This window comes from Microterricola viridarii, assembly GCF_001542775.1.
Taxonomy (GTDB): domain Bacteria; phylum Actinomycetota; class Actinomycetes; order Actinomycetales; family Microbacteriaceae; genus Microterricola; species Microterricola viridarii_A.
Genome location: NZ_CP014145.1, coordinates 369,494 through 382,712, shown reverse-complemented (window position 1 = coordinate 382,712; position 13,219 = coordinate 369,494). Strand labels below are relative to the sequence as shown.

The window sequence follows — 13,219 nt, the reverse complement described above, 5'->3', positions numbered from 1 at the left end:
AAGTACGGATGCCACTGTGACTCAGTCCTCAACGTCCACCGCCGCCGACCACACCATCGTCGACGGCGTGCACTACCACCAGTTCGATGTCGTCATCGTGGGTGCCGGCGGCGCCGGCATGCGTGCCGCCATCGAGGCGGGCCCGCACGCCAAGACGGCCGTGATCTCCAAGCTGTACCCGACGCGTTCGCACACCGGTGCGGCGCAGGGCGGCATGGCGGCGGCACTCGCCAACGTCGAGGAAGACAACTGGGAGTGGCACACGTTCGACACCATCAAGGGCGGCGACTACCTCGTCGACCAGGATGCGGCCGAGATCCTGGCCAAGGAGGCCATCGACGCCGTCCTCGACCTCGAGAACATGGGCCTGCCGTTCAACCGCACGCCCGAGGGCAAGATCGACCAGCGCCGCTTCGGCGGTCACACCCGCGACCACGGCAAGGCCCCGGTCCGCCGTGCGTGCTACGCCGCCGACCGCACCGGCCACATGATCCTGCAGACGCTGTACCAGAACTGCGTCAAGCACGGCATCAACTTCTTCAACGAGTACTACGTGCTCGACCTGGTCATGACGAACGTCGACGGCGTCGACCAGCCGTCCGGTGTCGTCGCATACGACCTCTCCACCGGCGAGCTGCACGTCTTCCAGGCGAAGGCGATCATCTTCGCCACCGGCGGCTTCGGCAAGATCTACAAGACGACCTCCAACGCGCACACCCTGACCGGTGACGGCGTGGGCATCATCTGGCGCAAGGGCCTCCCGCTGGAGGACATGGAGTTCTTCCAGTTCCACCCGACCGGTCTGGCCGGCCTCGGCATCCTGCTGACAGAGGGCGCCCGCGGTGAGGGCGCCATCCTCCGCAACGCTTCAGGTGAGCGCTTCATGGAGCGTTACGCCCCCACCATCAAGGACCTCGCCCCGCGTGACATCGTCGCCCGCTGCATGGTCCAGGAGGTGGCAGAGGGCCGCGGCGCCGGCCCCAACAAGGACTACGTCTACCTCGACTGCACCCACCTCGGTGCAGAGGTGCTCGAGACCAAGCTCCCGGACATCACCGAGTTCGCCCGCACCTACCTCGGTGTCGACCCGGTGACCGAGCCCGTTCCCGTGATGCCGACCGCGCACTACGCCATGGGCGGCATCCCCACCAACGTCAACGCCGAGGTGCTGCGCGACAACACCACCGTCGTTCCCGGCCTCTACGCCGCCGGCGAGTGCGCCTGCGTCTCTGTGCACGGTTCCAACCGCCTCGGCACCAACTCGCTGCTCGACATCAACGTCTTCGGCAAGCGTGCGGGCAACAACGCCGTCGAGTACGTCAAGACCGCCGAGTTCACCCCGCTGCCCGCCGACCCGGCAGCCGCCGTGCGCGGTCTGATCGACGGCATCCGCAACTCGACCGGAACCGAGCGCGTCTCTGTGCTCCGCAAGGAGCTGCAGGACATGATGGATGCCAAGGCTCAGGTGTTCCGCACCGACGAGTCGCTGGCCGAGGTCACCCAGACCATCCACGGCCTGCGCGAGCGCTACAAGAACGTCGCCGTGCAGGACAAGGGCCGCCGTTTCAACACCGATCTGCTCGAGGCCGTCGAGCTGGGCTTCCTGCTCGACCTGGCCGAGGTCGTCGTCTACTCCGCTCGCAACCGCAAGGAGAGCCGTGGCGGCCACATGCGCGACGACTACCCGAACCGCGACGACGAGACCTACATGAAGCACACCATGGCGTACCTCTCCGGTGACGCCCACTCTGCGGATGCCGCCGACCACATCCGTCTGGATTGGAAGCCCGTCACCATCACGCGCTACCAGCCCATGGAAAGGAAGTACTAATCGTGAGCACCGCGACGATTGCCGCCGACCGCCCGGGGAACGCCGACCCGTCGGTCACCCCGTTCACGGTCACGTTCCTGATCCGCCGCTTCGACCCTGAGGTCGATGAAGAGCCGCGCTGGCAGGACTTCGACGTCGAGATGTACGCCACCGACCGCGTGCTGGACGCCCTGCACAAGATCAAGTGGGAGCAGGACGGTTCGCTGACGTTCCGCCGCTCCTGCGCGCACGGCATCTGCGGTTCCGATGCCATGCGCATCAACGGCCGCAACCGACTGGCCTGCAAGACGCTGATCAAGGACCTCGACATCTCGAAGCCGATCTACGTCGAGGCCATCAAGGGCCTGCCGCTGGAGAAGGACCTCATCGTCGACATGGAGCCGTTCTTCGCGTCGTTCCGCGAGGTGCAACCCTTCCTCATCGCCAGCAAGGCGCCGGAGGGCGGCAAGGAGCGCATCCAGACCGTCGCCCAGCGCGAGCGTTTCGATGACACCACCAAGTGCATCCTCTGTGCAGCCTGCACGTCGAGCTGCCCGGTGTTCTGGACGGACGGCCAGTACTTCGGCCCGGCCGCCATCGTCAACGCACACCGCTTCATCTTCGACTCTCGTGACGAGGACGCCAAGGTGCGCCTCGACATCCTGAACGACAAGGAAGGCGTCTGGCGCTGCCGCACGACCTTCAACTGCTCCGAGGCGTGCCCGCGCGGCATCCAGGTGACCCAGGCCATCGCCGAGGTCAAGCAGGCCATCATGCGCGGCAAGCCGTAATACTTCCCGCAACGCGAAGAGCCCCCGCCGACTGCTTGAATCCAAGCTGTGGCGGGGGCTCTTCCCGTTGCGGCGCTAATGTGTGACTGTGAGTCAGACACCGGATCGCGGCACCGAAAAGCGGGTGCGCGAAGCCTTCGACGCCTTCGGCGAGCCGATCCGTGAACGCTTCGGTGAACCGGTGCAGCGGGTCAACGCGCTGACGCAGAAGACGCTCGCGCTCTTCCCCGTGCGGGTGTGGCGGCATTTCCTGGCCCGCAATGGCTTCCTCTTGGCGGCAGGGATGAGCTATCAGGCGCTGTTCGCCGCCTTCGCCGCCGTGTATGTCGTGTTCTCGGTCGCCGGGCTCTGGCTGGTTTCGCACCCGTCCACGCTGCACGCGCTCGAGAACCTGATCAACACCTACATCCCGGGGCTCATCGGCCAGGAGGGGCAGGCCGGCGCGATCAGCTCCAGTGAGCTCACCGGGCTGGCGTCGGACTCGACGTTCCTGCTCAGCTCGACCGGCGTGATCGCGGCCGCCGGCTTGATCTGGACGGCCATCGGCTGGGTGACGTACTCGCGGATCAGCGTGCGCACGGTGTTCGGCCTGGCCAAGGACACCCGCTCCTACGTGCTGTTGAAGGCGCGGGACTTCGTGGCGGCCCTCGCCTTCGGAGCGACGCTGCTGCTCGCGTCGACACTGACCGTGGTCAGCACGGCGGCGCTCTCCTGGTTGTTCAAGGTGTTCGGCCTGCCCGTCGATTCGTTCTGGTACAACCTCGCGGGCAGCTCAGTCGGTCTCCTGCTCGTGCTGATCATCAACGCCGGCGTGCTCGCGGCCATGTTCCGCTTCCTCTCCGGTGCCGCGGTCGAGTGGCGCAGGCTCTGGGGCGGTTCGCTGCTCGGCAGTGTCGCCCTCACCGTGATGCAGGTGCTGGGCAGCACGCTCATCGGCGGCGTCACGAAGAACCCGCTGCTGGCCACCTTCGCCGTGTTCGTCGGTCTGCTGCTGTGGTTCAGGCTGACCAGCATCGTCACGCTCGTCGCCGCCGCCTGGATCGCCGTCGCGGCGGGCGACCGCGGTGAGTCGCTGCGCAAGGTGACGAGCGAGCAGCTGGAGATGGAACGACGCGAGCGGGAGCTGCAGGCGTTGCGCCTGGCTGCGGAGGTCGAGCTGCGGCAGGCCAGAGCGGAGCACGAGTCGGCCCCGTGGTACCGGCGCCCGGCGACGGCGCTGCGGCTGCGGCAGGCGACGCAGCGGCACGACGCTCTGACCGCGCAGCAGGCAGACAGCGCGTCAGCGGACGCCGCGCATCCAAGTGGGCACAACGGTTCGGGCAACGGCAACGGCCACGGCAATGGCCACGGCTCGGGCAACGGCAACGGCCACGACTCAGGTCCGGCCCCGAGGGAGCACTAGCCGCGGCGAGGGCGACACGCGGCCGTCGGCTCGCCCTGTCGGCCCGACAATCTAGACTAAGTTCATGTCATCCGCGTCGTCGCCACTGCGTATTGCCTCTGTCAACGTGAACGGCGTGCGCGCCGCCTTCCGCAACGGAATGGGCCCGTGGCTCGCCGAACGCGAGGTGGACATCCTCGCGCTGCAGGAGGTGCGGGCAGAGACCAGCCACCTCACCGAACTGCTCGGCGACGAATGGGACATCCTGCACGACGCCGCAACGGCCAAAGGCCGTGCCGGGGTCGCGCTGGCCAGCCGCCGCAGCTCTGACCGCCACCGCGGTGCCGAGATCCACCGCGTCGAGCTCGGCGCGGTCGACTTCGACAGTGCCGGCCGTTGGCTCGAGGCCGATTACCGCGTCGGAGACAAGATCGTCACCGTGGTGAGCACCTACGTGCACTCCGGCGAGGTCGGCACCCCCAAGCAGGTCGAGAAGTACAAGTTCCTCGACGCCATGCAGGAGCGCTTGCCCCAGCTCGAGGCGCACTCGAAGTACGCGCTCGTGCTGGGCGACCTCAACGTCGGCCACCGCACCCTCGACATCAAGAACTGGAAGGGCAACGTGAAGAAGGCCGGCTTCCTGCCTGAGGAGCGCGCCTACTTCGACCGCTTCATCGGCGCCGAGGGCGACCCGGACTACAACAACGGCGCAGGCCTCGGCTGGGTCGACGTCGGCCGCAAGTGGGCCGGCGAGGTCGAGGGGCCCTACAGCTGGTGGTCCAACCGCGGCCAGGCCTTCGACAACGACACCGGCTGGCGCATCGACTACCACCTGGCCTCCCCCGCCCTGGCCGCCACCGTCGTCAACTACACGATCGACCGCGCCCCGTCCTACGACAAGCGATGGTCCGACCACGCCCCCGTCGTCGTCGACTACGCGATCTAGCCCCCATTTTTTGTCGGATGCCCGGCATCCGACCACCGTTTGAAAGAATGACATGACCTCTCTGCCCCGCCTGTACTCAGGAATGCAACCCTCCGCCGATTCGCTGCACGCCGGCAACTACATCGGCGCGCTGCTGCAGTGGAAGGAACTCCAGTCCAGCCACGACGCCCTGTTCTCGGTCGTCGACATGCACGCCATCACGGTGCCGCAGGATCCGGCCGAACTGCGCGAGAAGACCCGCCGCACCGCCGCCCAGTACATCGCCGCCGGCATCGACCCGTCGAGCTCGACGCTGTACGTGCAGTCGCACGTCCCGGCACACGCCGAGCTGGCCTGGGTGCTCAACACCATCACCGGCTTCGGCGAGGCCGGCCGGATGACCCAGTTCAAGGACAAATCCAAGAAGCAGGGCGCCGACGCCACCTCCGTCGGCCTGTTCACCTACCCGGTGCTGATGGCGGCCGACATCCTGCTCTACCAGACGGATGTCGTGCCCGTCGGTGACGACCAGAAGCAGCACGTCGAGCTCACCCGCGACCTGGCCACCCGCTTCAACGCGCGCTTCGGCGACACGTTCACGGTGCCGGAACCCGTCATCCAGAAGGAGACGGCTCGCATCTACGACCTGCAGAACCCGGGCTCGAAGATGTCGAAGTCGGGCGAGTCCCCCGCCGGCATCCTCTGGTTGATGGACGAGCCGGGCGCGATCAAGAAGAAGATCATGCGCGCCGTCACCGACGACGACGGCGTCGTGCGCTTCGACCGGGCCGAGAAGCCGGGCGTCTCCAACCTGATGACGATGTTCCAGGTCTTCTCCGGCCGCTCGCTCACCGAGATCGAGGATGCCTTCGCCGGCCGCGGCTACGGCGACTTCAAGAAGGAGCTCGTCGAGCTCGTCGTCGCCGAGTTCACCCCGATCCGCGAACGCACCACCGCGCTGCTCGACGACCCGGCCGAACTCGACCGCCTGCTCGCCGGCAACGCCGACCGCGCCTCTGAGATCGCCGACGCCACCGTCGAGACCGTGTACGACCGCATCGGCTTCCTGCGCCGAGCACGTTAGGGGAATCCCATGCTGCCCGTTGAGCTGCGCACCGAACGGCTCGTGTTGAACCCGCTCGTCGAGAGCGACATCGACGCGATCACCGCGTACTGCCAGGACCCGCTGTTCGAGCGCTACCTGACCGTGCCGTGGCCATACCTGCGAGAGCACGCGGCAAGCTTCGTGAACGAGCTCGCGCCGGCATGGTGGGCCAGCGGTGCGGAGGCCACCTGGGCGCTGCGCCACGAGGCGGACGGCCCGCTGCTCGGCGTCGTGTCGTTCCGCATGGAGAAGCACGACCTGGGCTTCTGGATCGGTGCGGAGCACCGCGGCTTCGGCTACATGCCGGAGGCCGTCTCGCGCGTGGCCGACTGGGCGCTGAACGAGGCCATCCCCGGCCTGGAGCGCGTCGGTTGGGAGTGCATCGCCGGTAACGTCGCCTCGGCCAGGGTCGCCCGCAAGGCCGGGTTCCGCTTCACCCACACGGCGCCCTCCAGCCTGCCCGACCGCGACGGGGCCCACCCGGAGAGCTGGTTCGGCGCTCTGGATGCCGGGGTGCGCTCGATTCACGAGGACTGGCCCGCCGGGGTGGCCCAGTCATGAGCGCCTCGCCCGCCGTCATCCTGTTCGACCTCGACGACACCCTGTTCGCGCACCGCTCTGCGGTGGCCAGGGGGATCGTCGCGCACATCGAGCACATCGGCGGCTTCGAGGGGGTGCACGCCCCGGACGCGGTCACGCTCTGGCATGCGCTGGAGGAGAAGCACTACCACTCCTATCTCGAGGGCACGCTCGATTTCGAGGGCCAGCGCCGGGCGCGCGCCCGCGACTTCGCCGCGGCGCACGGTGTGCAGCTGGAAGACACCGCCTCCGGCGTCTGGTTCGACGACTACTTCGAGCACTACATCGCGGCGTGGACACTGCACGACGACACCCTGGCCTGCCTGGACGCGCTCGAGGCGGCGCTGCCCGGGGTGCGTTTCGGCATCATCACCAACGGTGACCCCGTGTTCCAGCGGCGCAAGCTCGACCACGTCGGGCTCACCGAACGGATGGGTCTGGACGCCCACCCGGAGCGCATCGTGACCTCCGGAGCGCTCGGTTTCGCCAAGCCCGATGCGCGCATCTTCGAGGCGGCCTGCGCGGCCTTCGGCTCTTCTCCGGCCGAGACCGTGTACGTCGGCGACCGGCTGCGCACCGACGCCATCGGCGCCGCCGCGGCCGGCCTCACCGGGGTCTGGCTGAACCGTGGCGGGGCCGTGCAGCCCGACGCTGCGGACGCCGCAGAGGCGACCGCCCTCGGCGTGCTCGAGGTCGCCGGGCTCGACGAGCTCACGGCCGCCCTGGTCACGCGCTAGCCATTTGGCTTCGGGCGCTGCGCTGCTCGTCCCTCGCGGCGCGGCACCCTCCAGCCAGCGTGTTTTTCCGTTGGCTCGAGGGAGCGCCAGCGACCGAAGCCACCACCGCAGGGCACGCAGAAGCCCCCGCACTCGAGGAGTGCGGGGGCTTCGGGGTTTCGACAAGCTCAACCAGCGGCTGGGGCTCACCCAGCGGGTCGGGTGTTACTTGACGTCTTCGTCGACCCAGTCGAGGGTCTTCGTGACGGCCTTCTTCCAGTTGCGGTAGAGGCGCTCGCGCTCGCCCGACTCCATGTTCGGCTCCCAGCGCTCGTCCTCCTGCCAGTTCTTGGCGAGGTCGTCCAGACCGCTCCAGAAGCCGACGGCCAGGCCGGCCGCGTACGCGGCGCCGAGCGCCGTCGTCTCGGCCACGACCGGGCGCACGACGGGCACGTTCAGGATGTCGGCCTGGAACTGCAGCAGCGTGTTGTTCGCCGTCGCGCCGCCGTCGACCTTCAGCTCGGTCAGCGGAACGCCGGAGTCGGCGTTGACAGCGTCGATGACCTCGCGGGTCTGGAACGCGATCGCCTCGAGCGCCGCGCGGGCGATGTGGCCCTTGTTCACATAGCGGGTGAGGCCGACCAGCGCACCGCGGGCATCCGCGCGCCAGTGCGGCGCGAAGAGACCGGAGAACGCGGGCACGAAGTAGGCCCCGCCGTTGTCGTCGACCGTGTTCGCCAGCGCCTCGATGTCGGCTGCCGACTCGATGATGCCGAGGTTGTCGCGCATCCACTGCACCAGCGAGCCGGTGACGGCGATGGAGCCCTCCAGCGCGTAGTGCACGGGGTCGTCGCCCAGCTTGTAGCCGACGGTCGTCAGCAGGCCGTTCTGGGAGTGAACGATCTCCTCACCGGTGTTGAAGATGAGGAAGTTGCCGGTGCCGTAGGTGTTCTTGGCCTCGCCCGCTTCGAACGCGGCCTGGCCGAAGGTGGCGGCCTGCTGGTCGCCCAGGATGCCGGCGATCGGCGTCTCGCGCAGCAGCGAGTTCTCGCTGGCGTAGCCGTAGACCTCGGAGGAGGAGCGGATCTCGGGCAGCATCGAGGCGGGAACGCCGAAGACCGAGAGGATCTCCTCGTCCCAGGCCAGCGTCTCCAGGTCCATGAACAAGGTGCGGCTGGCGTTGGTGACATCGGTGGCGTGCACGCCGCCGTTGACGCCGCCGGTCAGGTTCCAGAGCACCCAGCTGTCGGTGGTGCCGAACATGAGCTCGCCGGCATCCGCAGCCTCACGGGCGCCGGGCACGTTCTCCAGGATCCAGACGATCTTGGTGCCGGAGAAGTAGGTGGCCAGCGGCAGGCCGACCTTCTGCTTGAAGCGCTCGACGCCGCCATCAGCGGCCAGGCGGTCGACGATGTCCTGCGTGCGGGTGTCCTGCCAGACGATGGCGTTGTAGACGGGCACGCCGGTGTTCCGGTTCCAGACCACCGCGGTCTCGCGCTGGTTGGTGATGCCGATCGAGGCAACATCGTGCCGGGTGAGGTTCGCCTTGCCGAGGGCCTGGCCAATCACCTCGCGCACGTTGCCCCAGATCTCCAGCGCGTCGTGTTCGACCCAGCCGGCCTGGGTCATGATCTGCTCGTGCTCGAGCTGGCCGGTCGAGATGATCGACCCGGCCTTGTCGAAGATGATGGCGCGCGAGCTCGTGGTGCCCTGGTCAATCGCGAGTACGTAGTCAGCCATGCTGATAACTCCTTTGTAATCGGGTGAGGTGTGAGGGGTTCGGATGCCGCTGACTAGCCGAGGATCGGCAGCAGCGCGGTCGAAGCGACACCGGCGAGCACACCACCGATGATCGGGCCGACCACGGGCACCCAGGAGTAACTCCAGTCGGAGCCGCCCTTGCCCTTGATCGGCAGGAAGAAGTGCGCGATGCGCGGGCCCAGGTCACGGGCCGGGTTGATGGCGTAGCCGGTGGGGCCACCGAGGGAGGCGCCGATACCGATCACGAGCAGGGCGACGGGCAGGGCGCCGAGGGCGGCCAGGCCGCCGCCGTCACCGTTGCGGCCGAAGCCGATGACGACGAACACGAGCACGAAGGTGCCGATGATCTCGGTGACGAGGTTCCAGCCGTAGGAGCGGATGGCCGGGCCCGTGGAGAAGACGCCGAGCTTGGTGGCGGCATCCGGCTCAGCATCGAAGTGCTGCTTGTAGCCGAGCCACATCACGACGGCGCCGATGATGGCACCGACGAGCTGGGCGGAGATGTAGGCCAGCACCGAGACGACGGACACCGCGACGGTCGTGCCCATGGCTGCGTTGCCGAAGTCCTGGGCTCCGCTGGCGACGAGGCCGAGCGTGACGGCGGGGTTCAGGTGTGCACCTGACGCATACGAGACGATGACACCGGCGAAGACCGCGAGGCCCCAGCCGATGTTGATCATCAGGGTGCCGCCGCCGAAGCCCTTGGTCTTGGCGAGGATGACGTTTGCGACGACGCCTCCACCGAGCAGCACGAGCATGGCGGTTCCCACCAGCTCAGAGAGGAACACAATTCCGAGGTTGTCCACGTTGACCTTCCGATATTTCTTTCGTCATCCACGCCGGTGAGATCCGGGCGAACTGTGGCGGATTCGAGGAATCCGCTTAGAACCGTATCCGGCACTCACAGGGCAAAAGAGTCGTTTCGCGTGCACATCCGTGCATTCTCGGAACGTTCAGACGCCGGTGTCCCCGGCGTCATCTCCCCGTTCTGAGCCGCTAGGCGTTGGCCAGCTGCGTGGACTCGAGCTGCACACCGTGCACCTCGGCCAGCTCCGCGCGGGTCGAGGCGATCTCGACGCTCGTGCGGGTCTCGCTCCAGCCGAGCACGCCGGCCATGATCCCGGCGAGCTCCTCGAGGAGGCCGGTGCTCAGCGCGCCGACGAAGGCCAGGCTGGTGCGGCGCAGCACGACGTCCTGCAGGTGCACGGGCTGCTCTGTCGCCACGATGTAGGCGATCTCGCGGCGCGAGTAGTCCTCGGCTCCGACGAGCGGGGCGTCCGGGGTCGACCCATCGGCGGTCAGTTCGGCGATCAGCGGCTCTGCGCGGGTGCCGTAGCGGGCGAGCAGCTGGGCGGCACGCTCACGGCCGAGCTCCTCGCCGTAGGTGGCGAGCCACACCTGGCGTGCGTCATCCGTCTGCGGGAAGCCCTTGCCGCCGCCGATGGCCAGGCCCTCGGTGCTCTGGGTGCGCGGCTTGCCGATGAGGCCCAGGATGTCGTTGCTCAGGTGCTCGGCGAGGGCGCGGAACGTGGTCCACTTGCCGCCGACCAGGCTGAGCAGAGTGCTGCCGGGCAGCTCGTTGATCTCGCTCTTCTCGATGCGGTAGTCGCGGGAGACGAAGCCGGGTGCCTCGTCGTCGTGGCGGGGCAGCGGGCGCACTCCGGAGAAGCGGAACACGATGTCGTCGCGGTCGACGGGGATGCTTGGGAAAACGTGCGCGATGAGTTCGAAGAAGTAGTCGACCTCGTCCTCGGTGCAGCGGATCGGCTTGGTCATGTCGTGCTCGAGGTCGGTGGTTCCGACCAGGACCCGGCCCTTGAGCGGGTAGATCAGCACGATGCGGCCGTCCTCGTGCTCGAAGAAGATCTCGCGGCCGTCGGTGGCCGCCAGCAGCTCCGGGTTGTCGAGCACGATGTGCGAACCCTTGGTGCCGCCCATGAACGTGCTGGGGCGGCCGAGCGCATTGTTGGTGAGGTCGGTCCAGGGGCCGGTGGTGTTGACGATGACGTCGGCGCTCATGCCGAACTCCTCGCCGGTGACGGTGTCGCGCAGCTTGACGCCACCCGCGTCGAGGCCGACAGCCTCCACGTAGTTGACGGCACGGGCGTGCGGGCCGGCGGCGAGGCCGTCGTGCAGCACGTCGAGGGCGAGGCGCTCCGGGTCGTGCATCGAGGCGTCGTAGTAGGTGGCCGTGTACTTGAGCGCGGGGTTCAGCGCCGGCAGCTGGCGCAGCGACTCCGTGCGGCCGCGGAACTCGTGGCGGGGCACGCTGCCGCCGTCGCGCGAGAAGGAGTCGTACAGCGTCATGCCGACCTTGATCAGCAGCGCGCCACGCTCGGTGGGCTTGCCGGAACGGTGCGTCAGGAAGCGCAGCGGCGCGGAGAGGATGCCGGAGAAGGTGGAGAAGATCGGCACCGTGGTCTTCAGCGGCTTGACGTAGTGCGGGGCGATCTTGATGAGGCTGTTGCGCTCCTCGACAGACTCCTTGACCAAACGGAACTCGCCGTTCTCGAGGTAGCGCACGCCGCCGTGAATCATGTGCGAGGAGGCGCTGGATGCTCCGGAGACGAAGTCGCCGCGCTCGACCAGAGTGACGTCGATGCCCTGCAGGGCGAGGTCGCGGAACGTGGCGATGCCGTTGATGCCCGCACCGATGATGAGCACGCTGCTGTGGGTCTTCTGCTGCAGCGCTGCGACGGTTTCGCGGGTGCCGTTGTTCTCGTTTGCCGACATCTCGTTCTCTCGCTTCCCGACCAGCGTCTGCTCGTCGTCGTTCCTCAGGTTCAGGGAACACCGCTGTTTGCATCTTCGCCACCGCGTGTGTATGAATACATCTTGAACACATACGCACAATCTTTCAAAGCCCATGCACATATGTGCAGCACTTGTGCAGGGAGAGCAGGAACCGGTCATGAGCGAGCTCGACACGACATCCGAGGGTGGCAGGACAGGCGACGCCCTGCGCGCCGCACACCTCTACTACATGCAGGACCTCACGATGGATGCCATCGCCCACGAACTGCACACCTCGCGTTCCTCGGTCTCCCGGCTGCTCAGCCACGCCAGGGCCAGCGGGCTCGTCGACATCCAGATCCGCTCGCCGCGTGACATGCCGGGCCGGATCGAGGAGGCCATCCTGGAACAGCACGGGGTACGCGCGCACGTCGTGCCCGTGCCGGAGAATGCCAGCGACGTCGACCGACTGGAGCGCGTGGCGCTCTCGGCTGCACGAATTCTCGGCCAATTCTTCGACTCCAACATGTCGCTCGGCATCGCCTGGGGTTCGACGATGGGCGCGCTCAGCCGGCACCTCATCCCCAAGCAGACCCACAACTCCCAGATCGTGCAGCTGAACGGCGCCGGCAACATGCGCACCACCGGCATCCTCTACGCCTCCGAGATCCTGCGCCGCTTCGGTGACGCCTATGGCGCGCACGTGCAGCAGTTCCCCGTTCCGGCCTTCTTCGACGACCCGGCCACGAAGAACGCGATGTGGCGGGAGCGCTCGACCGAGCGCGTGCTGCAGATGCAGGCGAACATGGACGTCGCCCTCTTCGGCATCGGCTCGCCCTTCGCCGAGGTGCCGAGCCACGTTTACGCCGGCGGGTACCTCGAGCCGGAGGACTTCCAGTCGCTCAGCCGCGACGGCGCCATCGGCGACGTGGCGACGGTGTTCTACCGCGCCGACGGGTCGACCAACGGCATCGCCCTGAATGAGCGCAGCACCGGGCCGAGCTTCGACGTGCTGCGGGCGACGCCCCGCCGCGTCTGCGTCGTGGCCGGCCTCTCCAAGCTGCCGAGCCTGCGCGGCGCGCTCCGCGCCGAGCTCGTGACCGACCTCATCACCGACGAGTCGACGGCCCGCGCCCTGCTCGAGTAAGGGCGCCGTCGGCTTCGGTCGCTGGCGCTCCCTCGAGCCAACGGGGAGGCAGGTGCCCAGGCTCCTCCTCTCCCCCGCTGGCTCGAGGGGGCCGCGCCGCGACGAAGGAGCAGCGCAGCCCCCGAAGCCCCGGAGCCAACCCGGCACAGCTGCCCGGCATCCGCCGCGCCGTCGGCTTCGGTCGCTGGCGCTCCCTCGAGCCAACGGGGAACAGAAAGACGGCGCTCCCTCGAGCCAACGGGGAGGTGCCCAGACGCCTCTCCCCCGCTGG

The 13,219-nt window shown here is 67.9% G+C and carries 11 protein-coding genes; 8 read left to right on the top strand and 3 right to left on the bottom strand.

Annotated elements, in window-relative coordinates; translation table 11 throughout:
• Positions 1 to 16 precede the first annotated feature (16 nt).
• The 7 genes from sdhA (at position 17) to AWU67_RS01695 (ending at position 7,328) form a co-directional block, all read left to right on the top strand.
• The gene (sdhA, locus tag AWU67_RS01725; RefSeq protein WP_067225931.1) at positions 17 to 1,831 is read left to right on the top strand and encodes a succinate dehydrogenase flavoprotein subunit; all 1,815 of its coding nucleotides are present in this window, start codon (positions 17 to 19) and stop codon (positions 1,829 to 1,831) included.
• Positions 1,832 to 1,833: 2 nt separating this feature from the next.
• Complete coding sequence (locus tag AWU67_RS01720; RefSeq protein ID WP_067225927.1) at positions 1,834 to 2,601, top strand: succinate dehydrogenase iron-sulfur subunit; 768 nt, start codon at positions 1,834 to 1,836, stop codon at positions 2,599 to 2,601.
• Positions 2,602 to 2,689: 88 nt separating this feature from the next.
• Positions 2,690 to 4,003 (top strand): YihY/virulence factor BrkB family protein, encoded by a 1,314-nt coding sequence (locus AWU67_RS01715; protein ID WP_234407318.1) that lies wholly within the window; start codon positions 2,690 to 2,692, stop codon positions 4,001 to 4,003.
• Between the two features lie 64 nt (positions 4,004 to 4,067).
• A complete protein-coding gene (locus tag AWU67_RS01710; RefSeq protein WP_067225924.1) occupies positions 4,068 to 4,928 on the top strand; it encodes an exodeoxyribonuclease III in 861 nt (286 codons plus the stop codon).
• Positions 4,929 to 4,980: 52 nt separating this feature from the next.
• Positions 4,981 to 5,991, top strand: coding sequence for a tryptophan--tRNA ligase (gene trpS / locus AWU67_RS01705; RefSeq protein WP_067225919.1), 1,011 nt, complete (start codon positions 4,981 to 4,983; stop codon positions 5,989 to 5,991).
• A gap of 9 nt (positions 5,992 to 6,000) precedes the next feature.
• Complete coding sequence (locus AWU67_RS01700; protein ID WP_067225915.1) at positions 6,001 to 6,573, top strand: GNAT family N-acetyltransferase; 573 nt, start codon at positions 6,001 to 6,003, stop codon at positions 6,571 to 6,573.
• Positions 6,570 to 7,328, top strand: a complete 759-nt coding sequence (locus tag AWU67_RS01695) for an HAD family hydrolase (RefSeq protein WP_067225912.1) — start codon at positions 6,570 to 6,572, stop codon at positions 7,326 to 7,328. Before AWU67_RS01700 ends, AWU67_RS01695 begins: the two co-directional genes overlap by 4 nt.
• A gap of 204 nt (positions 7,329 to 7,532) precedes the next feature.
• On the opposite strand, the gene glpK is transcribed toward AWU67_RS01695, so the two are convergent.
• The 3 genes from glpK to AWU67_RS01680 form a co-directional block, all read right to left on the bottom strand.
• Entirely contained in the window at positions 7,533 to 9,047 is a 1,515-nt protein-coding gene (gene glpK / locus AWU67_RS01690; RefSeq protein WP_067225909.1) for a glycerol kinase GlpK, read from the bottom strand.
• 53 nt (positions 9,048 to 9,100) lie between these two features.
• Positions 9,101 to 9,826 carry an MIP/aquaporin family protein gene (locus AWU67_RS01685; protein WP_067231886.1) on the bottom strand — a complete coding sequence of 242 codons (726 nt, stop codon included), beginning with the start codon at positions 9,824 to 9,826 and terminating at the stop codon, positions 9,101 to 9,103.
• Between the two features lie 238 nt (positions 9,827 to 10,064).
• Positions 10,065 to 11,801, bottom strand: a complete 1,737-nt coding sequence (locus AWU67_RS01680; RefSeq protein ID WP_067225905.1) for a glycerol-3-phosphate dehydrogenase/oxidase — start codon at positions 11,799 to 11,801, stop codon at positions 10,065 to 10,067.
• 178 nt (positions 11,802 to 11,979) lie between these two features.
• Here AWU67_RS01680 and AWU67_RS01675 point away from each other — a divergent pair, with 178 nt between their 5' ends.
• Positions 11,980 to 12,948: a sugar-binding transcriptional regulator gene (locus AWU67_RS01675; protein ID WP_067225900.1), complete on the top strand. Its 969-nt coding sequence runs from the start codon at positions 11,980 to 11,982 to the stop codon at positions 12,946 to 12,948.
• The last annotated feature ends 271 nt before the right edge of the window (positions 12,949 to 13,219 follow it).